The 22,898-nt window shown below is 53.9% G+C and carries 22 protein-coding genes and 1 pseudogene; all 23 read right to left on the bottom strand.

Features of this window, described 5'->3' with window-relative positions; translation table 11 throughout:
* Positions 1-839, bottom strand: a pseudogene (locus AUK29_04910) (hypothetical protein).
* Positions 840-1,427 carry a hypothetical protein gene (locus AUK29_04905; protein OIP64332.1) on the bottom strand — a complete coding sequence of 196 codons (588 nt, stop codon included), beginning with the start codon at positions 1,425-1,427 and terminating at the stop codon, positions 840-842.
* Positions 1,387-2,013: a hypothetical protein gene (locus tag AUK29_04900; protein ID OIP64331.1), complete on the bottom strand. Its 627-nt coding sequence runs from the start codon at positions 2,011-2,013 to the stop codon at positions 1,387-1,389. The genes AUK29_04905 and AUK29_04900 overlap by 41 nt, the downstream gene beginning before the upstream one ends.
* Positions 2,014-2,037: 24 nt before the next feature.
* The gene (locus AUK29_04895) at positions 2,038-2,586 is read right to left on the bottom strand and encodes a hypothetical protein (GenBank protein ID OIP64330.1); all 549 of its coding nucleotides are present in this window, start codon (positions 2,584-2,586) and stop codon (positions 2,038-2,040) included.
* Positions 2,583-3,650 (bottom strand): hypothetical protein, encoded by a 1,068-nt coding sequence (locus tag AUK29_04890; GenBank protein OIP64329.1) that lies wholly within the window; start codon positions 3,648-3,650, stop codon positions 2,583-2,585. Before AUK29_04890 ends, AUK29_04895 begins: the two co-directional genes overlap by 4 nt.
* Before the next feature lie 435 nt (positions 3,651-4,085).
* Complete coding sequence (locus tag AUK29_04885) at positions 4,086-4,754, bottom strand: hypothetical protein (protein OIP64328.1); 669 nt, start codon at positions 4,752-4,754, stop codon at positions 4,086-4,088.
* Positions 4,755-4,802: 48 nt separating this feature from the next.
* Positions 4,803-5,729 (bottom strand): hypothetical protein, encoded by a 927-nt coding sequence (locus AUK29_04880; protein ID OIP64327.1) that lies wholly within the window; start codon positions 5,727-5,729, stop codon positions 4,803-4,805.
* Between the two features lie 9 nt (positions 5,730-5,738).
* Complete coding sequence (locus AUK29_04875) at positions 5,739-6,506, bottom strand: hypothetical protein (protein ID OIP64326.1); 768 nt, start codon at positions 6,504-6,506, stop codon at positions 5,739-5,741.
* Positions 6,507-6,510: 4 nt separating this feature from the next.
* Positions 6,511-7,359: a dTDP-4-dehydrorhamnose reductase gene (locus AUK29_04870; GenBank protein OIP64325.1), complete on the bottom strand. Its 849-nt coding sequence runs from the start codon at positions 7,357-7,359 to the stop codon at positions 6,511-6,513.
* Positions 7,356-8,375, bottom strand: a complete 1,020-nt coding sequence (locus tag AUK29_04865; GenBank protein OIP64324.1) for a dTDP-glucose 4,6-dehydratase — start codon at positions 8,373-8,375, stop codon at positions 7,356-7,358. Before AUK29_04865 ends, AUK29_04870 begins: the two co-directional genes overlap by 4 nt.
* Positions 8,376-8,618: 243 nt before the next feature.
* Positions 8,619-9,074 (bottom strand): dTDP-4-dehydrorhamnose 3,5-epimerase, encoded by a 456-nt coding sequence (locus tag AUK29_04860; protein OIP64323.1) that lies wholly within the window; start codon positions 9,072-9,074, stop codon positions 8,619-8,621.
* A gap of 100 nt (positions 9,075-9,174) precedes the next feature.
* On the bottom strand, positions 9,175-11,586 hold the full coding sequence (locus tag AUK29_04855; GenBank protein OIP64322.1) for a hypothetical protein: 2,412 nt from the start codon (positions 11,584-11,586) through the stop codon (positions 9,175-9,177).
* A 13-nt stretch (positions 11,587-11,599) separates the two neighbouring features.
* Complete coding sequence (locus AUK29_04850; protein ID OIP64321.1) at positions 11,600-12,907, bottom strand: hypothetical protein; 1,308 nt, start codon at positions 12,905-12,907, stop codon at positions 11,600-11,602.
* Positions 12,904-13,749 (bottom strand): acetyl-CoA carboxylase subunit beta, encoded by an 846-nt coding sequence (locus AUK29_04845; GenBank protein ID OIP64334.1) that lies wholly within the window; start codon positions 13,747-13,749, stop codon positions 12,904-12,906. Before AUK29_04845 ends, AUK29_04850 begins: the two co-directional genes overlap by 4 nt.
* Before the next feature lie 16 nt (positions 13,750-13,765).
* Positions 13,766-14,530 (bottom strand): hypothetical protein, encoded by a 765-nt coding sequence (locus AUK29_04840; GenBank protein OIP64333.1) that lies wholly within the window; start codon positions 14,528-14,530, stop codon positions 13,766-13,768.
* A gap of 81 nt (positions 14,531-14,611) precedes the next feature.
* Positions 14,612-15,307, bottom strand: a complete 696-nt coding sequence (locus tag AUK29_04835) for a hypothetical protein (GenBank protein OIP64320.1) — start codon at positions 15,305-15,307, stop codon at positions 14,612-14,614.
* A 16-nt stretch (positions 15,308-15,323) separates the two neighbouring features.
* A complete protein-coding gene (locus AUK29_04830; GenBank protein ID OIP64319.1) occupies positions 15,324-16,127 on the bottom strand; it encodes a tryptophan synthase subunit alpha in 804 nt (267 codons plus the stop codon).
* Positions 16,128-16,169: 42 nt separating this feature from the next.
* The gene (locus AUK29_04825; protein ID OIP64318.1) at positions 16,170-17,381 is read right to left on the bottom strand and encodes a tryptophan synthase subunit beta; all 1,212 of its coding nucleotides are present in this window, start codon (positions 17,379-17,381) and stop codon (positions 16,170-16,172) included.
* Positions 17,366-18,010, bottom strand: coding sequence for an N-(5'-phosphoribosyl)anthranilate isomerase (locus AUK29_04820; protein OIP64317.1), 645 nt, complete (start codon positions 18,008-18,010; stop codon positions 17,366-17,368). Before AUK29_04820 ends, AUK29_04825 begins: the two co-directional genes overlap by 16 nt.
* On the bottom strand, positions 18,007-18,801 hold the full coding sequence (locus AUK29_04815) for a hypothetical protein (GenBank protein ID OIP64316.1): 795 nt from the start codon (positions 18,799-18,801) through the stop codon (positions 18,007-18,009). Before AUK29_04815 ends, AUK29_04820 begins: the two co-directional genes overlap by 4 nt.
* 96 nt (positions 18,802-18,897) lie before the next feature.
* Complete coding sequence (locus AUK29_04810; GenBank protein ID OIP64315.1) at positions 18,898-19,914, bottom strand: anthranilate phosphoribosyltransferase; 1,017 nt, start codon at positions 19,912-19,914, stop codon at positions 18,898-18,900.
* 255 nt (positions 19,915-20,169) lie between these two features.
* The gene (locus tag AUK29_04805; GenBank protein OIP64314.1) at positions 20,170-20,733 is read right to left on the bottom strand and encodes an anthranilate/aminodeoxychorismate synthase component II; all 564 of its coding nucleotides are present in this window, start codon (positions 20,731-20,733) and stop codon (positions 20,170-20,172) included.
* Positions 20,734-20,745: 12 nt separating this feature from the next.
* Entirely contained in the window at positions 20,746-22,230 is a 1,485-nt protein-coding gene (locus tag AUK29_04800; protein ID OIP64313.1) for an anthranilate synthase component I, read from the bottom strand.
* Positions 22,231-22,898: the final 668 nt, after the last annotated feature.

Here is a 22,898-nt window from a genome sequence, read left to right as displayed (position 1 = left end):
CCGAAGATATTATACCGGGTATCTTTCTTCATATATCCCTGGGCATACCCCCACTGGACGCCGATGTCTCTGGCGAAACCTTCCCTGGCCTCCACGATCCTGGCCTCGATCAGGACCTGGGGGATCCGGGTATCCAGTCTCTTGACCAGGGTTGCTATCTGCTCTACATTTTTACCGATGTCATTGACGATCAGGGTGTTGGTCCGAGCATCAATGTCGATCTTCCCCCGGTCGGAGAGAATGTTCTTGATCAGTTCCGATTCCTTGATGGTCTTGATGTCGGAATAGTTGACAGGGATGATCCGTGTGCTCATGGCCTCGACCTTGTCGCTGGCCTTGATGGCGGCCAGCCTTTTGTTGGCTTCATCCGTGATGGTCTCGGACCGTGCGACCCGGATGATGTTTCCCATACGGACCTTGTCCAGTCCGTTGGTCATTAAAACGATGTCAAGGGCCTGGTCCCAGGGGATGTTCTTGAGATTCACCGTGACCTTGCCTGATACATCCCCGCCGAAGACGATGTTGACCCCTCCGACGTCGGCAAGGAGCCTCAGCACATTGACCACGTCCGCATCCTGCAGATCGAGCGAAATTTTCTTCCCTGTGTAACTCTCTTTCTCCACGGGTTTGGCCAAAGACGTATAGATGTCTTCCACCTTGACCGGTTTGGAGACGGCTGGCGCCTGGGTCTGGGCCTCGGTCCCGCCGGTTTCTTTGTTCTCAATGTGCTGGATGAGGTTCCCGATGTCATCCTCAGATAGCGCCTTGGAAACCGGGAGCGTATAAAGCGCTGAGGACAAAAATAAACAAAAAATTATCCTGCATTTTCGAGAGATCATCTACTTCCCTCCTCTTTCTTCTTTTTTCTTTAATATGAGGACTGCTTCGGTGACCTCAATCTGTCCTAAGTAGTTTGTCTTCTTTTCTTTCACCACAACCTTGTCCTCAAGTATCTTTTCCACCACCCCTTCGTTCTTCCCAATCGCCACTCCTTGACGTAAAAAGTAACCTTTTCCATTCTGAGTCTGAATTATGGCCGTATTCCCTTCCGCATCCTTGATGATGCCGACCAGCTTCAACTCGGATAGATCCACCTTCTGCAGGGGACTCAGTTCATCCTTGTATTCTCCCGGCGTCTCCCCCCTCCTGATCAAAGAAACAAAAGGATCCCGGCGCTCACCAGGAATATAGGCATAGGTATCTTTGGGGGGCGGCTCTTCCTGGATCGATTTCCCTTCAGTGCCGAGTTCTATCTTTTCCTTGGGTTCTCCCGCTGTCTGTGCGAAAACCGCTGTCCAGAAAGTCAGAACGAAAGCAGATCCGAAAATGAAAGGGATGCATCGTCTCCATCTTTTAAAAACTGGGTTCTTCATCGTCTCAATCCTCTTATCTCTCTCCCGGCTTTGGCGCTGTTTGAGCCGGCGCATCTTTCTTTCCCGGACCGGCCGTTTCTCCCGGCTCCATGGCGCTGAATGTCTTAGCTACGCATTTGGTGAGGACCCCTTTGCCCTCTTTCGCATTCGACATGGAAAGATCCGTGATATTGACGATCCTGGAGAGTTTGCTGACCTTGTCAAAAAATATCCCTACATCATGGTACCCCCCGATGACTTCGATTTCCACGGGGATCTCATAATAGAGATTTGAAGGATTCTTGACCTTATTGGCCGGTTTCCAGAGCTGGATATCCAGACCCGACTGCTGGCCGAGGACGGAGACCTGTTTGAGAAGGTCGGTGACTTCGCTGCTGGTTGGAAACTTCTGCTGGATCTCCAAAAGCTTCTGCTGTAGTTCGGCGTTCTTGGAGATAAGCGTATCTTTCATCTCGGCCAGACTCTGGTTCACAATGATCTCTTTTTCCAGACTCTCGTTTTTCTTATTCAGCGCCATGATCTGGTTATGATGGTTCCGGAAAGGATAACCAAAGAAAAGGGCGATCACTGCAATATAAATAAAAGCGACGGCAGCGATCCTCTGCTGACTCGGAATTTTTTCGATCGCTTCCAAATTCATAATATCTAGTCCTTTCATCAGAGCTTATTTCTTGGGGACCGTCACATTCGCGCTCAGTTTGAACACATAAACGCGGATATCCTTTTTATCCGAAGACTTTGATTCCAGAAGCTGCACGTTCTGGAAATAAGGAGATCTTTTAAGATTGTTGACAAAATCCACGATGGAGATGTTGGCAAATGCGTTTCCGGACAGGGTAAGGCTGTTTCCTTTCAGGGCCATGGATTCAAACCAGAGTTTGTCGGGAATATTGACGCTCAGTTCGTCCAGAATATGCACGGGACCGCTCTGTTGGGCCTCAAGATCCTTGATGATATTGATCTTCTGCTCATAGAGTTCTTTATCCTTTTTAAACTGCTCGACCTCGTTCACCACTTTCTTGATCTGATCCAGCTTCTGCTGTTTCTCGTTTTGCTGCAGGGTTAAACGTTCAATCGTTGTGCTCTGCCACATCCAAAGCAGACCCAGGATGATGACGACAAAAACGAAGATCAATCCGGAGAGGAGGAGTTCCTGTTTGATCCCCAATTGTTTGCGAAGCTTTTTGGTCGGCAGCAGATTGATTCTGATCATTTGTCGTCCGCTCTTCTCAAGGCCATCCCGATGCCCACGGCCGCGGTCGGCGCAATCTCTTTGATAAAGTCCATGTCAAAGGTCCCTTCCGCAATCTCTATGTTCTGGAAGGGATTGATGATCTCGACCTCCATGCCGAGCTGTTTGGCCAGAAATTCCCGGAATCCTTTGAGCTTTGAACATCCCCCGCTGATCATCACCCTGGCGATCTGGTCTTTTGAGGCGGACGCAGTCGCCCGGTAAAAATCAAAAGAACGGAGGATCTCTGAGGCGATGTCGTTTGAAACCGTCTCTAAAATCGGCACCACGTCCTGGAACTTCACCCCTTCTACATCCTGCCCTTTCTTGACCTTTTCCGCTTCTTCATAGCCGACGCCGAACTCTTTTTGAATCGCCTCGGTAAACTGGTTCCCGCCGATCGAAATATCCCTGGTAAATGCAGGCATACTGTCCGATACCACGTTGATATTCATGATCCCGGCGCCGATGTCAATCAGGGCCACGGCTTCATTCTTGTTTAATTCATAATTGATCTCGTACATGTTTTCCAAGGCAAAAACATCCACATCCACCACCACGGGATTCAAGCCTGACTCCTTGGCCAGAGAGGTATATTCATTGATCTTGTCTTTTTTCACGGCCACCAGCAGGACCTCCATTTGCCGTTTGGCTTCCTCCCCCACCGGCCTTAAAATCTGAAAATCAATATTCACGTCCTCGATGTCAAAAGGAATATACTGTTCAGCCTCCCACTGGATCGACTCATCCAGTTCCTCCACGGTCATTTCAGGGAGATTGATCTTTTTCACGATGACCGAGATCCCTGAGACGGAAAGGGCCACATCCTTGCAAGTGATCTTGTTTTCCTGGTAAATCTCACGAATGGCGGAGGAGACCCTCTCGGCGTCCATGACCGTTCCATCCACGATGACTTCAGGATCGAGCGGCTTCACGGCCGCGTGGACCAGCTGATACCCGCCGCCTGATTCTTTGAGTTGGAACGCCTTGATCGAATGGGTCCCGATGTCCAAACCGACGAGTTGTCTTGACTTAGAAAACAGCATGTTCTTCTCCGGCACAGAGGTGAAAGCTTGTCCTAAATGACCATCATGAAAAAATCAAAGATGAATTCGAACAACAAAATATTTTATACCGCCGGTTTTTCATAGGGAATGCCAGTATCTTCTTGTGTGTTACATTAACATGCGAACTGTAACCTGTCAAGATGTTTTCTGAAATTCTCATTTTTTTTCTGCCCGCTCAGCCGTTCCATCCGAATCCCGCATGGAATCAACGAACATTGCCGATAATTAAATGGTAAGAACATTCACTGATTCTGTCAAGAAATTTCATGCCGGTTTTTTGTCTTTAGATTCCAAATTCCCTTTTTACAGAGATTTTTTTCAACTGCGGGGCTTATAAAAGACCTGGATTCCCGCCTACGCGGGAATGACGGCATGAGACCAGAAAAACACTTTTTCAACAGCCCCACTGCCCCCCTATGCCCCTCGTAAAAATATCTTATTCAAGACCCGCTTAATCCGTAGATACCATTGATGGGAATCGGAGAGACCCAGTTCATTCATGGCGACAGGATGTTCAGGATCCCAGCGTAAGGCATTCTCGAACTGTTTGCGCGCTCGGGCATGCAGCCCGGCCTTTTTGTAGACGAGCCCGAGATTGATATGGTTCTCGACATTGTAGGGTTCCATCTCCAAGGCCTTTTCGCACATTTCTCTGGCCTCATGGAGTCTGTGCGGCTTTTCCGCGAGGGCCATGCCGAGCGCGGAATAATACTCGGCCTTACCCGGTTCCATACGGACAGCCGTCTTCAGCAGATCAATGGCGCTGTTGACGTCGTTCATTTTTAGCGCCTTAAGGGCCGTCTGATAGATTTCTTCTGCGCGATAATCTGATTTGGATGACTCCTTACGCTTCAGGCCTGATGCCATGTTCCGATTGTCATATTCCTCCCTGGCCGCCCGGTCTTTAAGAACGTTGTAGGCCTCATTGATCATGGCGAATTTGGTTTCATAGTCTCCGTCATTTTTCCCCCGATGCTTATCCGGATGGTATTTTTTGGCCAGGCGGAAGAAGGCCTCCTTGATCTCCTCCTCCGTGGCGGAAGGACGGATACCCAGAATCATGTAGTAATCCTTCTCTACCATGCATCGGCTCCTGTTTCAAAATATACGGAAGGCCTCTCCCGCCATCAATCATCCCTTCTTATTTTTCAGACCTTCCAAACCTTCAAGGGCAATGACGTTCCCGGGATCCATAGAAAGAATGTCCTGAAACACCCCCTCGGCTTTTTCCATGTCTTGCAGGATTTCGTATAGAAACGCAAGATTCAATCTCGGCTCCATATACCTGCTGTTCAGTTTGATAGCCTTCTGAAAGGCTCCTTCCGCCTCTGCGTAGGATTTTTGGCCGCAGCAGGCCACTCCCAGAAGGTTGAAGATATCCGGATAGCCCGGCTGGTTCTCCTGGGCCTTCTTAAGCGCAAGAACGGCCCCGGCATAATTCTTGTTCTGATAGCATCTCAGTCCCTTCAGATAAAGCGCCTGGACCGGATCGGGCTTTTCCTCAAAACACGATTTCAAAATCTCATATCCTTTTTGGATCTCTCCGTTGCCGGCATATTGAACTCCTTTCAGATAAAGTTCCTGATTGCACGGAACCCCCTGTTCCCCAAGGATCCGGTATTCCTTGACCGACAGGTCATATCTCTCTTTCAGGGCGTAGACCTTGGACATCAAGAGGTGTGCCTTGACATAACGCGGGTTCAACGATAGGGCCTTGTCGAGCGCCTCTTCGGCCTGGTCCCATTCGGACATCTCCAGGCAAACCCGCCCGATCCGGAAATAGATATCGGGAAAGTCCACCCCCAGAGCCGCTCCTTTCTCAAAGTCATTGAGGGCGCCCCTGAAATCCTTGTTCTCAAACTTCTCGTCCCCCATGGCCATATAGCATTCCGCAAGATAAAACAGGACCGGTATGCGCTTTTGATCATCCTTTTTCTGAACGGTCAGGGTCAGCAGGATCCCCCTGAGCTCGGACTCGGCCTGGGCATACATGCCGCAGTTCAGCATATCCAGCGCCTTCTTAAGCCGGCTCTTGACGAACCACCCGTTGAAGATCATGGCGACTCCCTATCCGTTTTTCCGTTTCTTGTTGACCATCAACCGCTTGGCCGTAGTGCTGACGGCGCTCGGCACGTTCTTGCTTTTACTCAGGAACTGGAGGTCTTTATCTTTGATATAAGGGAGTTTCTCCAGGGAGACTCCGACGGGTGTCTTGGGATTGAAGACCAAAGCTCTGATGACGTTATATTTTTTGCACCACTCCCGGTTCTTCCCGATCTCCCGGTGCACCTCCTCGGTCACGTTGGTGGAGGCCGCGAAGTATTCGATCTCGGTCTCGGTGATCTTCGGATTCTTCAGAACCGTCATGGCAATCTCTTTGTTCGGATCCCGGATCAGTACCATACGCACCTCCTTGGTCCCTTTAAGCGCAAAAGAGATCTTGTCCCCCGGGCTCATCAGTTGTATCTTCTGTTGGAGGCTGACCTTTCCGCCGCCGTCTTGATCCTTATCCGCGTGATGCAGGTGTCTTTGCGGAGGCTTCTTCACTGCCAGCCCCTGTCCTTCGATAGAGACCAGGGCCTTCCGGCGGGCATTGACCTCCTCTCGAAGGTCTTCAGAAAGTTCCGGGAGAACGCTTTGAAAAGATTCATCAGGCAGCGCAGGATTCCGAATGAGACAGCGGACCGTCTCAGGGTCATCCTTCTCCTGGATCAATATCTGTTCCAGGAGGGCTGGGTCCAGACCCGGATCCTGGGCCAGGATCCGAAGGGCCCCCTTGGAAAGGTATTTCAGATCCATGGGTAACAGAGCAACCGCCGTCTCTTGCTCCTGCATCCGTTTACTCCTCTCCGGCCTTCAAGTACGCCTTGAGGCCCGTTTCCCAGTTCGGCATCCGTTCCCCGGTGATCTTGAAATACCGTTCACAGGAAAGCACGGAATGGGCAGGCCGCCTCGCCGGCCGGTTGAGTTCCGAAGAGGTGATGGGTTCCACCGAGACCCCCCTCTTCCCGGAATATTCCAAGATCTTCCCGGCAAACTTGAACCAGGAGCATGACCCGCTGTTTCCGACGTGAACGATCCCGGCCGCCCCGGCGGATAAAAGCTTGAGAATGGCCCTGGAAAGATCAGGGACATAGGTGGGGGAGCCGACCTGATCATGCACCACCTTCAGAGACGATTTGACTTCAGCCTGCCTCAGAATGGCCTCGACGAAGTTTTTCCCTCCATGGCCGAAGAGCCACGATGTGCGCACGATCAGAAACCGGTCCAGATGTTCGGCCATCCTCTTCTCGCCCATGAGCTTGGACGATCCGTAAACCGAAAGGGGGTTCGGCTGGTCCTCTTCGATGTAAGGTCCCTTCTTGGACCCGTCGAAAACAAAGTCCGTACTGATATGGATCATACCACTCCCGCATCGCGCGCACCCTTCGGCCAGGTATCCCACGCCCTCTCCGTTGACCCGCATGGCCAGGTCCCGGCGGGTTTCGCATCCGTCCACATCCGTGTAGGCCGCCGCATTGATCAGAACGTCCGGCCGGACCTCGCCGATCCACTGCAGGACCTGTTCTCTTTGGGTAATGTCCAGTTCGCCGATGTCCGCTGGAATACACTTAAAGGAATCCTCCAAGCGTTTTAAAAGATCTCTGCCGAGCATCCCCTTGTACCCGATCAGGGCCAGCGTCTTCATACCGGCTCCTCTTGGGCTGCGATCCTTTGTGAAAGGGCCCTGTACCTGCCGGACTCGATATCCTGCAGCCAGGAGGCATGCTCCTGATACCACCGGATGGTCTCTTCAATCCCTTTTTCAAAGATATAGACCGGCGCCCATCCGAGTTCCCTGCGTATCTTTCCGGCGTCTATGGCATACCTCCTGTCATGCCCCAGCCGGTCCGTCACATGCCGGATCAGGCTTTCCTTCTTGCCGAGCCGGTCCAGAATCAAGCGGGTGATCTCTATGTTCTTCTTCTCGTTGTTCCCGCCGATGTTGTAGACCTCCCCGGCTCTTCCCTTGCCGATGACCAGGTCAATGGCCCTGCAGTGGTCCAGGACATGAAGCCAGTCCCGGACATTCAACCCGTCCCCGTAAAGCGGGAGCGGCTTGTCCTGCATGGCGTTCATGATAAAAAGGGGGATCACCTTTTCAGGGAACTGGTAAGGACCGTAGTTGTTGGAGCAGCGGGTGATGATGCAGGGAAGGCCGTAGGTCTCATGATAAGCCCTCACAAGAAGATCGGACGACGCCTTCGAGGCCGAGTAGGGGCTGTTGGGAGCGAGGGGGGTCTGCTCGGTAAAGGCCCCGGACGGGCCCAGCGAGCCATAGACCTCGTCCGTGCTGATCTGGATAAAGCGCTCCACCGGATATTTCCTGATGGCGTTCAGGATGGTCTGGGTCCCCATGACATTGGTTCGGATGAAAACACCGGGATCCTCAATGCTTCGATCCACGTGGGACTCGGCTGCAAAATTGACCACAACCTGTATCCCCTGTCTGAAGATCCTCGTGAGGACCGCAGGGTCCGCAATATCGCCATGGACAAAATGGTAACGTTTGTCCTCCCTGACCTCCTCAAGATTCAGGAGGTTCCCCGCATAGGTCAACAGGTCGAGGTTGATGACCTCATCTTCAGCATGCTCCCGCATAAAATAGCGGATAAAATTACTTCCGATAAACCCGGCCCCGCCTGTAACCAGGATCTTCCTCATTTGTCTTCCCTTAATAAAATATCCGGTGCATGATTATAATAGGTTCTTCTCCTCTACGAGCCATCGGCCATTTAGTGGGTAAAAAGGGTTCGAGGGGTCAAGGGGTCAAGTGAAATACTGATACCGGTAAACCGATGAACCCTTATGTTTTCTCCCACTCTTTTGGAGATGATCCTCATATTCAAGAACAGGACCGCTTCGCGGCCCTTCAGCAGACACGCAGGTTTTGCCCGGCGAATATTTTCATCCGTCTTTTTTCGACCAATCGTATGGGATATCATTATGGTGAGGATCGAGCCGGTATTCGTCAGGATCATCATACTTGTAGGTCTCCGTGGGACAATTCACCACCATGGCCTCATGCTCTCCCACGCACTTAAATCCATGGCAAACCCCGGCCGGGATCTGCAGCAGGAGCGGCTGGTGATCCCCGAGAAAGAATTCATTGATCTCACCATAGGTGCGCGAGCCTTCACGCTGGTCATAGAGGACGATTTTCATCATCCCCCGGACAACGATGAAGTTGTCAATCTGCTTCTTATGGTAATGCCACCCCTTCACGACCCCGGGGTAAGCCGTGGTCAGATAGATCTGGCCGAACTTGATGAACAGGGGATCATCGCTCCGGAGCATCTCCATCAGCCGTCCCCGTTCATCCGGAATCACCTTTAAGACCTTGGTCCTGACCCCATCGATCATACATTCTCCTTTTCAACCGCTCGCTTACTCAGGTGTTGAAATCCTAAATTTAATATCAAGATCCTGATTGATCATAATATTTTTTAAAACCCGATTCAACCTAAATATTCGAAAAGAGCTTGAAACGGAGCGATTTGATCGTGAAGAAAAAACGGATCTCGTTCACCCTGTCCATCTCTAACTCATGGGTATGATCGTTGAGCACCGATTCGTCATACCGATCTGCGACAAGCATCGCGCCCCAGCACTCCGTTTGATAACTCAGTTTGAACGAGAGGTCGTCGCCGGTGGAGTCGGCGGCATTGAAATACCCCGACAGACTCATGGAGAGCGCCTTGTTCGGTTCCCAGCCCACGGAAGTGGTCCAGTAGGATATCCCCTGGTTATCGAGCGCATTTAAGACGTCGTCCCCTCCGATGGTCCTCAGTTCCCCTGAACCTGAGGGCCGGTTGGAGTCCACGGGAATCCGCTGTGTGAAGCGCCGCCCCGCCTGGAACGTGAGCGTCTCTTGGACCTTGTATTTCAGGTCAAGGTTCAGACTTTCAAAATCATGTTCCGTAAAATTGTAAAGGGAATTGATTTCCATGTACAGGCTGTCCGTAAAATTCAGGTCCCATTCACCGGTGATGGACCTGAACCTCTGCTCGGCAAGGAGCCGGTCGTACAAGGCATCGAATTTCAGGGCCATGATCTCACGAGTCTCCACTTCTGTTTCCTTTACCTGGCCAACCTTGGGTTCTCCTCTTCCGGTCATCAGAAACCGGTTGGTCAATTTCAGATGAAACTGATCGGCATGACCGATGGTGTCAACCTCATCATAGATCGGGATCTCTTTCTGGCCCTGTTCAGGCCGGTAATCATAGGTGATGCCGGGTTCCACGATATGACGAAAGGACCCGGAGGATCCCAGGGAAAAATCACGGAAGAACCGGGAGGAGAGGCCGCCCCCGGCATAGAAAATCCCCCGGTCGGCAAAATCTTCGCTGAAAGCACCCCGGCTATACAAGGTTTCACGGTACCCGATCATCGGGGTAAAAACCAGGTTGGAGATCAGATCCAGGGGAAGCGAAACATTGGGGAAGAGGTCCAGACGCCGGCCTTTGATCCCCTGGTGTCTCAGGGCGGTCTCCGCATCAAAACCCGCGTCCGTCAGTTTCCGGAGGTTTGCCGCCTGATCGGATGTTACCGGGGTGAGGGTCCAGGGGTCCGAGGAGATATTGGGACTTAGTGTGGAGCGGTAGCCTTCCTGACGGTAAAAATTCACAAAACCGGAATCCAACGCATAGAACCAGTTGGATTGCCCTGCCCTCCTTGGGGTTAAGTCGAGCCGTATTTCCGGAATCGGCTGAAGGGTGGTCTTCTCCCTTCGGACCCCCATCTCCTGGTAATAACGAAAATCCGCGCTCAGGTTTCCCCCATCCCACCGCTTCACCAGAGTCACGTCCGACTGTCCGTTGACCTGAACCCTGGCCTCCGGGGATGTTGCAAAATCGCTGAGATAAAACCCGTCACTGAAAAAGTCCGTGAAAATACCGCCGTAGACCCGGTCCTCAAGATTATGGTAGTGAGTCAGCCCGATCTCCCAGCGGTCCTGGTTCATGCCGATCCGGGAGCCCTCTCGGTCTGCGTTGCGGTCGTGGATATATTTCCCGAACAGGGCCCCATGGACATCCTGGGCCACGGCATACCGGTATTCCAAACCGAAGCGGTTGCCGTTGTCTCCCAGGTACTCATAACTGAAGGTGGCATCCCGGTTTGTATCCATGTTCCAGAAATAGTCGAGTTCGATTGATTTCCCGTTACGCGACCCCTGCCCGAACACCGGCTGGAGCAGACCGCTTTGCCTCTTGGTTTTGATCGGAAATAAAAAGTAAGGGGTATAAAAAACCGGAACCCCTCCGATCCGCATGGTCGTATGCCTGCCGGTCACATACTCCTCCTGGGTCACCCAAAGGTTCTTCCCACGGATCTCCCATAAGGGTCTCTTTTTCCCGCATTCGGAGAAGGAGCCTCCGGCAGCATGATAGGTCGTCTCCCCCAGCTTGTCGATCTGATCCCCCTTGAGGAAATACCCTCCCTTTATGTTGTCCATCTCCGCAACATAGAAGGTCCCAAGCCCGGTCCTCGCATTCCCTTCCACGCGGCTGCATAGGACCGTCCCTTTTTCATCCGTGAAGACCACGTTCCCTCCGGCGGTAAAGGCCCCGGTCAGATCTGAATATTCCGCAGCATCACACGTGAGCTTCATGGTCCCGGTCACGAATACGACGTTCCCTTCCGCGGCATAGATCTTGCGGTTCTGATCGTAGTTGAGGCGGTCCGCATCGATACGCACGTCCTCACCCGGCTCAAGATCCACCGCCGGGGAAGAAACCGGCGTGAAGATGACAAGCGCATAACACAGGGATAAGAGGATCACCAAGAGGGGGTGATGCGCCCGCAGGTCCTTGAGATTCCTGCGGACGGCGGCGAGGATGTCCCTGAATGATCTGAAATGCCCTGACCCATGCACGGGTTCCACTCCTTCACAAAGAATTGATGTCTCCTTTTACAAGGTATTTCCTTGCCTCCCCGGCCGTATAGAGGGAACCGGCGATGAGGATCAGGTCTCCGCTTCGATAAAGGAAGCGGGCATGGTCAATGGCATCGGGGATCCGGTCCCTGACCCAGACGTGAAGGCCCGGGCTCTTGATATCCTCGGCCAAGGCATGCGGATCCGCGCTCCGGGTATGACTGGACCGGGTCAGAATGAGGTGATCCGCATGATCGAGAAGCGGGGTCACCACCGAGGGAATATCCTTGTCTTTGAAAATCCCGATCACGAGGATCAATTCCCTGAAGGAGAGGTCCTCCTCGATCACCCGGAGAAGCGCCTGTGAGGCATGCGGGTTGTGGGCGCCGTCCAGGATGATATAAGGGTTTCTGGAGACGACTTCCATGCGGCATGGCCATCGGGCCTCCGGCAGCCCCCGGCGGACCGCTGACTCAGGAATCTCCACCCCTTTCCGGATCAGACCCTCCAAAACCCCGAGAGAGGTCACGGCGTTCAGCGCCTGGTAGGCCCCCATGAGGCGGATGGTAAGCCCTTTCCAATGGTGCTCGTCTCCCAGGAAGTCAAAGGTCCGGGACCCGTCCGAGCGGTCCAGGATGACCGATTCGGCCTTGATGTCATGCCCCGCACGGATGAGACGGCTCCCTCTTTTCCTGCAGATCTCTTGCAATACGGCAAGGACCCCGGGATCCCTTTCCGCCGTCACCAGATCCACCCCATCCTTGATGATTCCGCCTTTTTCACAGGCGATCTCTTCAACCGACGTGCCCAGGTATTCGGTATGTTCCAAGGCGACGTTCGTGATCACGGAAACTTCAGGAGAGAGGACGTTGGTTGCATCCAGCCGCCCTCCCATCCCGGCCTCCACCACGGCAAACTCCACCTCCATGTCGGCAAAATGGGCAAAGGCCATGGCCGTGGTCACTTCAAAATAGGTGGGTTTGAACTCCGGCCCGGCGGCCCGGATGATGGAGAGAATCTGTTCCGTATACCGGATGACTTGCCCGGGTGGAATCTCCTCACCGCAGATCTGAATCCTTTCAGAAAACCGGTTCAGATGGGGAGAGGTATAAAGGCCTGTTCGATAACCGGACTCCTTGAGTACGGAGGCCAGGTAAACCGCCGTGGAACCTTTTCCGTTGGTCCCTGTGATATGGATGGATCGGAACCGACGCTGGGGGTTCCCCATTTCATCGAGGATCCGGTTCATTCTCTTAAGCCCGAGGACGATCCCGTAAACCTCCAGATTCTCAAGGCAGGCCAACGTTTCTTGATAGTTCATACATACCAGAAAAGGCTGAGCAGCCCGGCAAGGGTCTTCTTCATCTCTTTGCGTTCCACGATCCTATCCACCATCCCGTGCTTGAGTAGAAATTCGGCGCGCTGAAACCCTTCCGGGAGTTTTTCACGGATGGTCTGTTCGATCACTCGAGGACCGGCAAAACCGATGAGCGCCCTCGGCTCTGCAAGGATGATATCCCCCAGCATGGCAAAACTCGCCGTCACGCCTCCGAAGGTGGGATCGGTGAGAATCGAAATAAAAGGCATACCCGCGTCTCCCAATCTTGACACAGCGGCGCTTGTCTTGGCCATCTGCATCAGGGAGATGGCCCCCTCCTGCATCCTGGCCCCGCCGGACGATGAAAAGGATATGAAGGGTTCCCTCAACGATACCGCCCGCTCGATCGCCCGCGTGATCTTCTCTCCCACCACGGATCCCATGCTCCCGCCCATGAAACCGAAGTCGAAGACCGCCAGAACCACCTTGTACCCTTGAATCTCGGCATCCCCGTAGACCACGGCATCCTTTTTCCCTGTCAGTTTTTCCCCCTCTTTGAGACGGTCCTTATACTTGCGGGAATCCTTGAAATGCAGCGGGTCCGTGGAGGCAAGGCCGGCGTCCAATTCCAAAAAACTTCCTTCGTCCGCCACAATCCGGATCCGCTCTTCCGCTGAGATGCGGAAATGGTAGTTACACTTGGGGCAGACCCGGTAATTCTTCTCGATCTCCTTCTTATAGACGATCTCCTTGCAGTTCTGGCATTTTTCCCACATCCCCTCGGCGATTTTCACCTTCCGGTCCGAATCAAGGGGCTTGATCTTCTTTTTAATGAACCAGTTCATGAAAATCCTCATCTGCTTAGAGGCGGATGATCTCCCCTTCCCTGAGGATATGGACCCTTTCCCCCAATCGTTCATGGATCTCTTTCACGATGACCGCTTCGTATTTGGGTTTCATGTGAAAGATGTAGACGGGGACCCCAGGCCGGTTCATCTTGCGGAGTTCATTCACCAGCACGGACGGGGTCATATGTCCGCTGATGGCTGCCATTTCCTGCATCCGGTCCGGAAAGGAAGTCTCAACGATGAGGCCTGCAAGATCAGGAGTCTTGGCCGCCAGGTCCCAGATCTCCTGGGTAGGAGCCGTGTCTCCCGTATAAAGAAGGGAGCGGCCCTTCTGCCTGATGAGCAGGCCCACGGATGGGATCGAGTGTCTCACGGCAACCGGTAAGACCTCCAGGTCCCCGATGGGTGTCGTCACCCCCTGGACGATGGGATGAAAAACGAGGAGGGGGGTCTTGCCGTTCTCGATCCGGGTGAAGTCGGGCCATAGGGAATCATTGAATACATGCGTCTTCAGCCCGTCAATGACGTCCTGGATGCCGTAGACCGTAAGACTGTTCCCCTCTTCGCCGATCCGGTTGTCCGCAAGAAAGGGAAGGCTCTTGATATGGTCCAGGTGAAGATGGCTGATGATCACGGATTTGATCTTCTGCTGCCGGTCCATGGAGAGGACCGAAGAGGCCGTTCCGGCCTCCAGAAGAATACAGTCATTAATCAGGAAACCCGCGGCATTCGCCTCAGGGGTTTCAGATCCATGGCAGCCGAGAACCTCTATTTTCATCATAACCTCTCCTGGTTATCCACCTGCAAATTTTTTCGACTGTTTGAACCCTTTGAACCGCTTGAACCGTTTTTTAGCCCCTCATGTCAGATTGCTGAATTGATCCTTCATCTCCAAATAGTGAGAGAACCGTTCCAGCCCTTCCATTTTAGGAATGGTGATACGGCTCTCTGAGAGATGGATCATATTCGCAGTGGACAGTTTTTTCAGCATGTCTTGAAGCTGCGGCTCGGGAATGCCGGCATTCGAGGCCAGTTCTTCCTGTGAGTATTCGAAGCTGAACTCTCCTGTAACCGGCGCGCCCTTGTCCATGGCCCATCTTTTCAAAAGATTGACCATCCGGCTCAGGTTATCCTTCAGCAGGAGGTTCTCGATCTGGTTGTCGGCCTCCTGAAGACGGGCGGCCAGTTTTTTGATAATCCGTATGGCGATTTCTGAATTGTTCCGGATCATGGTATCAAAAGTTTTGCGGTCTATCATCAGAATCTTGCAGTCTTCGATCACCATGGCCGTGGCTGAACGGGGCCGGTTGTTCAGAATCGCCATCTCCCCGAAAAATTCCCCCTTACCCAGGATCACCAGGGTCTTCTCCACATTCCGGACCCGTTTACTGATACGGACCTTGCCTGACTGGATGATATACATCTCCTGCCCAGGGTCCCCTTCATAGAAAAGGACTTTTCCCTTGGGGATGCTCTCCCCGAACTTCTCAAAAAGGTCGCCGGCCCCTGATGTCCCCGGTTCTGCAACGGACGAAATGTTTTTTCCGGAATCCATGATCTCTTCTCCCTCCTCATCCCTGCCGTTTCGTTGCCTTGCGGAACTCCAACAGGAAATCACCCGCCCTAAAAGGGCATGCCGGATCATTCAAGTGTTCCTCGATGAATCCCACCAGGGCGCTCCCGACGATCACCCCGTCGGCAAAACGGCTCACCCTGCCGGCATGTTCAGGTTTCGATATGCCGAAACCCACACAGACCGGCTGCGACGTGACTTTGCGGATCCTGTCTATGGAAAGACCGATGTCATCGGAAAGCCGGTCTCTCTGGCCGGTGACGCCGGTCAGCGATACGTAATAAACAAAGCCGCGGCTGACCGCGGCGATCCGTTTGATCCTCTCCTCCGTACTCGTGGGCGCGAGGAGGAAGACGGTATCGAGGTCTACCCTGCGGGCCTCACGGATCAGGTCTTCCGCCTCCTCAGGCGGAAGGTCGGGGACGATCAACCCGTCGGCGCCTGCCTCTTTGGCGTCTCCGGCAAAACGTTCCAAACCGTAACGGAAAAAGGGGTTGTAATACCCCATGAGCACGATCGGTATGGAGACATCCCTTCTCAGTTCCTTAAGAAAGATCAGAATCTTGGCGAGGGAAACCCCTCCGGCCAGGGCCCGCTGGGATGAACGCTGGATGGTCGGGCCGTCCGCCAGAGGATCAGAAAAAGGGATGCCGAGTTCAATGATATCGGCGCCGTTCTTCTCCAGCTCCCGGATGACGCTCCCGGTCATATGGAGGTCAGGATCCCCGGCCGTCATAAACGGCATCAGGGCCACGCCGTTCTCTTTTTTCAACCTCTTGAAGACTTCGTCGATCCTGCTCAAGTTAAAACCCCTCTTATCAAACCGTTCAAACGGTTTGAACGGTTATTTTCTCTTTTCCAGAATCTTGGCCACATGGTTCACATCCTTATCTCCCCGGCCCGACAGGTTCAAGACCACGATCTGATTCTTCCCCGTACCGGGAATCAGCTTCTTCAGATAGGCGACGGCATGGGCGCTCTCCAGGGCAGGGATAATCCCCTCGGTTTTAGAGAGAAGCTGCAGCCCTTCCAGGGCCTCATCATCCGTGACGGAAACATACTTGGCCCGCCCGGTCACGTGGTAATAGGCGTGCTCCGGCCCGACCCCGGGATAATCGAGCCCCGCGGAAATGGAATGGGCCGGGATGACCTGCCCGTCTCGGTCCTGAAGCAGGAAGCTCATGCTCCCGTGGAGCACGCCTCTCTCTCCCGCCGCTATGGAGGCCGCATGCTTTCCGGTTTCAATACCCAGGCCCGCGGCCTCCACACCGATGAAGCGTACGGACGGATCATCCACGAAAGGATGGAAGAGGCCGATGGCATTGCTCCCTCCCCCCACACAGGCCACGAGATAATCGGGGAGTCTCCCTTCTTTTTCCAAGATCTGCTCACGGGTCTCCCTGCCGATCACCGACTGGAAATCCCGGACCATCATGGGATAGGGGTGGGGGCCCACCACGGAACCGATGATATAATGGGTATCCTTTACATGGGTGACCCAGTCCCGGATGGCTTCGTTGGTGGCATCCTTCAAAGTCCGGCTCCCTGAAAGGACCGGGGTAACCTTGGCTCCCAGGAGATGCATCCGGAAGACATTGAGGGCCTGCCGTTCGATATCTTCCTCTCCCATGAAGATCTCGCACTCAAGGCCGAACAGGGCCGCTGCCGTGGCCGTGGCCACTCCGTGCTGCCCTGCGCCGGTTTCTGCGATAATCCGTTTCTTTCCCATGCGCCGTGCAAGAAGGATCTGGCCGAGGGTATTGTTGATCTTATGCGCGCCGGTATGATTCAGATCCTCCCTCTTCAGATAGATCCTGGCCCCTCCCAGACGGTCGGTGAGGCGCTGGGCCAGACTAAGCGGTGTCGGTCTCCCCACGTATTCCTTGAGGTAATTCTCCAGTTCTTCCGAGAAAGAGGGATCCTGCCGGGCCAGGGCATACTCCCGCTCCAGTTCCTCCAGGGCCGGCATCAGGGTCTCCGGCACAAATTTGCCGCCGAATTCATTAAAATGTCCGCGATGATCGGGCAGGTTCATCTTTTTCATTTTATCCTGTATCTTTCTGCATCGGCTTTACGGACCGACTCAACAAAACTTCGCATTTTTCCCATGTCTTTGATCCCCGGCGCGCGCTCCACACCTGAGCTGACATCCACGCCGTAAGGCTCGACCACCGAAACGGCCTCCCCCACATTGCCGGGGGTGAGTCCGCCGGCCAGCACGACCGGAAAGTGCCGGCTGATTTCACAGGCGACCGACCAGTCAAAGGCGCTCCCGGTCCCGCCGTAGGCATCTTCCGAGCAACTGTCCAGAAGATACCCGTTGACCTTATCCTTATATTTGCTTACCTCCGATAGGGAAGAGGCGTCCTTGACTCGAAAGGCCTTGATCACACGCTTTTTGTGCCGTTCACAATATTCAGGCGATTCCGAACCATGGAACTGGAGAAGGTCCAGCAGACAGTCACCTGCGATCTCATGGACCTTTTCAATCTCCTCGTTGACAAAGACACCCACCGCCGTCACCAGAGGAGGGAGATTCCGGATGATTCTCGATGCAGTCTCCGGCTCAATATACCTCGGGCTCTGCTGATAAAAAACAAACCCGAGGGCATCGGCGCCTGACTTCACGGCGGAGAGGGCATCGTTCAGATTCGTGATCCCGCAGATCTTGATCCGCGTCCTCATGGCCTTTTCCCGTACCCGAGGAGTTCTCTGAGTTTTTCCCCGGGGTGAACGGAACGCATGAGCGCCTCTCCGATCAGGACCGCATCCACGCCTGCGCCTTCCAGTTTTTCAAGATCCCGTGGAGATTCAATCCCGCTTTCGCTTACCACGGTCATCCCTTCGGGAATCTTTCCAACCAGGTTCAGGGTGTTGCCCACGTCGGTCACAAAGGTCTTAAGGTCCCGGTTGTTGATCCCGATCACCTCGGCAGGCATGGAAAACGCCCGGTCCAGTTCCTCTTCGCTTCCGACCTCCACCAGGGCCGTCATCCCCAGATCCCGTCCCAGCAGAATCAGCTCCTGCATGAGGCCGTCCGCAAGGAGAAAGGCGATCAGGAGGAATGCATCCGCCCCCAGAACACGGGCCTCCACGACCTGATACGGTTCCAGGATGAAATCCTTCCGAAGGAGAGGGAGCCCGACCTCCCTTCTGACCGCCTGCAAATAACCCGGATGCCCTAAAAAGAAATCCTCTTCGGTCAGCACAGAGATGGCCGAGGCGCCGTACCGCTCATACTCCCTGGCAATCTCCACGGGATCAAAATCCCGGCGAAGGACCCCTTTGGATGGAGAGGCCTTCTTGACCTCGGCGATCACCCGGATTCTTTCATCCCCCTGCCGGCTGATCCGTTCTGCAAAGTGACGCGTGGGCCCGCACTCACTAAGCCTATCCTCAAGATCCTGCATGGAAACGCGGCTCTTCCGCTCTTGGAGTCTCCTTTTAACCTGTTTCAATATATCATCTAACGTCAAGGCTTACAAACCTTTTTTGGTTCTTATCCCATATGATGTTTTCACCCGCCGAAAGAACCTTTTTTTTGTGTATAAGATCCGTCCATCGTGAGACCGTCACGCGCCTTCCGATGAAACCCTCTTCAATGCTTCCAGTTTGTTCATGGCTCTTCCCGATTCGATGGAATCGGCGGCCGCGGCCAGTCCCTCTTTCAGGGATTTGGACCTGCCTGCCACATAGATGGCGGCGGCCGCGTTCAGGAGGATGACGTCCCTCTTGGGTCCGGGTTCTCCATTCAGGATCGAGAGGGTGATCTTCGCATTGGTTTCGGCATCTCCCCCCTTCAGGTCTTCAGGCCTGCAATAACGAAAACCGAATTCGGCGGGGTCCAGATTGAAGGTCCAGATCCGGTTGTTCTTGAGTTCTGAAACCCTGGTCGTTCCGGTGAGGGTGATTTCGTCCAGCCCGTCGCAGCCATGCACCACATAGGCCCTGCGGCTCCCCAATTCGCGAAGGACCTGGCACAAGGTCTCGGTGAGTTCCGGGTCATAGACCCCGATTACCTGGTTTGGAGCCCCGGCCGGATTGGTGAGAGGACCCAGGATATTGAAGACGGTCCGTATCCCGATCTCCTGTCTCGGTCCTATGGCATGCTTCATGGCCCCGTGCAGCAGGGGGGCGAAGAGAAAACCGATGCCGACTTCACGAAGGCAGCGCTCCACCACGGGGATGCCGGCTTGGATATTCACTCCGAGGGCGGCGAAGAGATCCGCGCTCCCGCTCTGGCTGGAGACGGACCGGTTCCCGTGTTTGGCAACCGTGATCCCGGCCCCGGCCACCACAAAGGCGGCCGTAGTGGAGATATTGAAGGTCCGGGCCCCATCACCGCCGGTGCCGCAGGTATCCACCAGGTCCTCGGCTTCCACATGGACCCTGACCACCCGGTCCCTCATGACCTGGGCGCAGGCCGCGATCTCTTCCACGGTCTCTCCCTTGATCCTGAGCGCGGTGATGAAGGAGGCGATCTGCGCCGGCGTGGCCCGGCCGCCCATGATGTCATCCATGGCCCCGTAACACTCTTCCCGGTTCAGGTTCGTGCCAATCACAAGTTTTTTAACGGCATTGACGATCATAAAAAGTCCTTTTTATAATTTCAGGTTCTTCTCCCATTCAGTGGGTAAAAAGGGTTCGAGGATTCAAGAACCTATAGTGATCCAGGGTTCAAGGATTCAAGTGGTTTTTTTGATTTCTGTTACCCTTCAGTTTTTTCTATGATCTTCACTTGGACCCTAAGCCCCTTGACCCCTCGGACCCTTGAGTTTTTAAAAAGCACTTCACTTGACCCCTTGACCCCTCGGCCCCTTGTACCCTTAATTTCTACCCGCATTTTATAATTCAAGGAAATTCTTTAACAGATCATGCCCCACCGTCGTGAGGATCGACTCCGGATGAAACTGAACCCCTTCCATGGGCCAGCGCTTGTGACGGATCCCCATGATCTCCCCGTCTTCGGACTCGGCTGTGATCTCGAACTCCTCGGAAAGCGTTCCCCTCCGGATCACCAGGGAGTGATAACGGGTGGCCGCAAAGGGATTGGGGAGACCGGAGAAGATCGTCTTCCCATCATGCCGGATCTCCGAGGTCTTACCGTGCATCAGCCGTTTGGCGCCGACAATCTCCGCCCCGAAGGCCGCTCCCATGGACTGATGGCCGAGGCAGACGCCCAGGATCGGGAGCCGTCCGGCAAAATGCCGGATGGCCTCCACCGATATCCCGGCTTCTTTGGGTGTGCACGGCCCCGGCGAGATCACGATTCGGCCGGGTTTGAGCTCCTCGATCCCGACGATGGTGATTTGATCATTCCGGTAGACGACCAGGTCTTCCCCGAGTTCCCCGAAATACTGAACGAGGTTGTAGGTGAACGAATCATAGTTGTCGATCATCAGCAGCATGGCAATCCCTCTTCACACAATCCCCTGCCTGGCGATCTCCATGGCCTTGAGCATCCCTTTGGCCTTGTTGATGGTCTCTTCATATTCGCGTTCAGGGTCCGAGTCGGCCACAATCCCCGCCCCCGCCTGAAGGAAGAGATCCTCTCCCCGGATGATCATGGTGCGGATCGTAATGCAGGTGTCCATATTGCCGGAGAAACCGATGTATCCCACGGCGCCGGCATAAGGACCGCGTCTCACCGGTTCCAGCTCCTCGATGATCTCCATGGCCCGGATCTTCGGAGCGCCGGACACGGTCCCTGCAGGAAAGCAGGCACGGAGCACATCATAGGCATCCTTGCCGGCCTCCAGTTCCCCGGTCACGTCCGAGACGATATGCATGACATGGGAGTATTTTTCAATCACCATGAGTTCCGGAACCTTCACGCTGCCGGCCTTGGAGACGCGTCCCACATCGTTTCTCCCCAGATCCACCAGCATGATATGCTCCGCCCGCTCTTTGGGGTCGGAGAGAAGCTCGGCCATGAGCGCCTGGTCTTCCTCCTCGTCACGCCCTCGAGGCCTGGTGCCCGCAATCGGCCGGACCTCGACCCGGTCTCCTTCCACGCGGACCAGGACCTCAGGCGATGACCCCACGATCCGGATCTCCCCCATGTGGAGATAATACATATAAGGAGAAGGATTGACGGTCCGGAGAACCCGGTAGATGTCAAAGGGATCGTTTATGACCCGGGTCCGGAACCGCTGGGACAGGACCACCTGGATCACGTCTCCGGCCACGATGTATTCCTTGGCGCGCTTCACCGCCTCACAAAACCGGCTTTTTGTAAAACTGGATGCCGGGATTTCAAGATCCACGGCCTTGGGGAGGGAGAGGTTGACGATTTTACAGGGGACATTCAGCCGCTCAATCATCCGGTTGATCCGTTCTTCGGCCTGATGATAGGCCGTCTCAGGGTCCTCTCCGTCATCGAGAAAGACATTGGAAACGATCAGGATCTTCTTTCCCATATTGTCAAAAATCAGGAGGTCGGCCATGACCATCAGGAGCATCTCCGGAAACCCGGAGTCCTCCTTAGGCACATCGGGTATGCGCTCGAAAAACCGAACCATGTCGTATCCGATATACCCCACCGCTCCCCCCAGAAAGCGCGGAAGATCGGGATCATTCACCGGTTTGAACCGTGACATATAGGCCCGGATAAAATCAACCGGATCCTCCCCCCTGCCGCTCTTCAGAGAAACCCCGTCACTCATCACACGGACCTCGTTGTCTTTGGACTCGATGACGGCGGCGGGCCTGCTCCCGAGAAAACTGTAGCGGCCCCATTTCTCTCCTCCCTCCACGCTTTCAAGCAGGAAAGAGAATCCCCCCTGGTCGATCTTCCGAAAGGCCGAGACCGGGGTCTCCATATCCGCCAGGATCTCTTTGTGAACCGGGATCAGGTTCCCCTGTCTGGACTTCCGGATGAATTCTTTCAGTGACGGATAGAGCATGAAAATCCCCACAAATATAGAAGCATGGATTCTTGTAGCATATCCGATATAAAGCTGTCAAGGAGATTGAGCCTGTAACTCTTGTTAAAACAAGGGAAAAATATGACGTGGGATCTGCGCCGACCTTGCATGGGCGGAAGGGAAAAAAAAGAACCCAGCGTTTCCGTGCGGCAACGATGGGTTCTTCTGAACTGAAGTTCGACCAGACAGCGGATAAACCCTAAATACGGTTTAATGATTTAAAATTTATTCTGTCTGTCGAAACTTGTTTGTAATTTACACTATACCCAAGACCATGGATTCTGTCAAGGATACATGGGAATTTGTCCGGCGTCCTGTTTCCCGCTACCTGATCTTTACATTTCGAGACCCAAATAGCGGTTCTAAGGTTTTGAATTGCCCCCCATTCCATACCATAATCTTTTCATTGCAAACAGTTGCTGTGGTCCCCGAATGGATGCGGCTACTCAGATAGAGCGCGACAGCGGTTCATTCAGTTCTTCTTCTCTTTAACGGTGATTTCTTCCGGCTTTATCCAGACGATCTTCCCGCCACGCCACTCAACGACGGGATTGCCTGCCTTTTTGTGCTCCAAAAGCGCTCGCTGAACAGCTTGTTTCAGAGCCTTATCGATTTCTTTCCCTTCACGAAAAAATTCATCAATCGTT

The organism is Nitrospirae bacterium CG2_30_53_67 (genome assembly GCA_001873285.1).
Taxonomy (GTDB): Bacteria; CG2-30-53-67; CG2-30-53-67; order CG2-30-53-67; family CG2-30-53-67; genus CG2-30-53-67.
The sequence above is the reverse complement of the archived record's forward strand: the minus strand, read 5'-3'. Positions and strand labels throughout refer to the sequence as shown.

Coding starts and splice junctions, on each gene's coding strand:
- AUK29_04905 (OIP64332.1), bottom strand. CDS start 1,427: ATGCGCCGGCTCAAACAGCGCCAAAGCCGGGAGAGAGATAAGAGGATT.
- AUK29_04900 (OIP64331.1), bottom strand. CDS start 2,013: ATGAATTTGGAAGCGATCGAAAAAATTCCGAGTCAGCAGAGGATCGCT.
- AUK29_04895 (OIP64330.1), bottom strand. CDS start 2,586: ATGATCAGAATCAATCTGCTGCCGACCAAAAAGCTTCGCAAACAATTG.
- AUK29_04890 (OIP64329.1), bottom strand. CDS start 3,650: ATGCTGTTTTCTAAGTCAAGACAACTCGTCGGTTTGGACATCGGGACC.
- AUK29_04885 (OIP64328.1), bottom strand. CDS start 4,754: ATGGTAGAGAAGGATTACTACATGATTCTGGGTATCCGTCCTTCCGCC.
- AUK29_04880 (OIP64327.1), bottom strand. CDS start 5,729: ATGATCTTCAACGGGTGGTTCGTCAAGAGCCGGCTTAAGAAGGCGCTG.
- AUK29_04875 (OIP64326.1), bottom strand. CDS start 6,506: ATGCAGGAGCAAGAGACGGCGGTTGCTCTGTTACCCATGGATCTGAAA.
- AUK29_04870 (OIP64325.1), bottom strand. CDS start 7,359: ATGAAGACGCTGGCCCTGATCGGGTACAAGGGGATGCTCGGCAGAGAT.
- AUK29_04865 (OIP64324.1), bottom strand. CDS start 8,375: ATGAGGAAGATCCTGGTTACAGGCGGGGCCGGGTTTATCGGAAGTAAT.
- AUK29_04860 (OIP64323.1), bottom strand. CDS start 9,074: ATGATCGATGGGGTCAGGACCAAGGTCTTAAAGGTGATTCCGGATGAA.
- AUK29_04850 (OIP64321.1), bottom strand. CDS start 12,907: ATGAACTATCAAGAAACGTTGGCCTGCCTTGAGAATCTGGAGGTTTAC.
- AUK29_04845 (OIP64334.1), bottom strand. CDS start 13,749: ATGAACTGGTTCATTAAAAAGAAGATCAAGCCCCTTGATTCGGACCGG.
- AUK29_04840 (OIP64333.1), bottom strand. CDS start 14,530: ATGAAAATAGAGGTTCTCGGCTGCCATGGATCTGAAACCCCTGAGGCG.
- AUK29_04835 (OIP64320.1), bottom strand. CDS start 15,307: ATGGATTCCGGAAAAAACATTTCGTCCGTTGCAGAACCGGGGACATCA.
- AUK29_04820 (OIP64317.1), bottom strand. CDS start 18,010: ATGAGGACGCGGATCAAGATCTGCGGGATCACGAATCTGAACGATGCC.
- AUK29_04810 (OIP64315.1), bottom strand. CDS start 19,914: ATGATCGTCAATGCCGTTAAAAAACTTGTGATTGGCACGAACCTGAAC.
- AUK29_04805 (OIP64314.1), bottom strand. CDS start 20,733: ATGCTGCTGATGATCGACAACTATGATTCGTTCACCTACAACCTCGTT.
- AUK29_04800 (OIP64313.1), bottom strand. CDS start 22,230: ATGCTCTATCCGTCACTGAAAGAATTCATCCGGAAGTCCAGACAGGGG.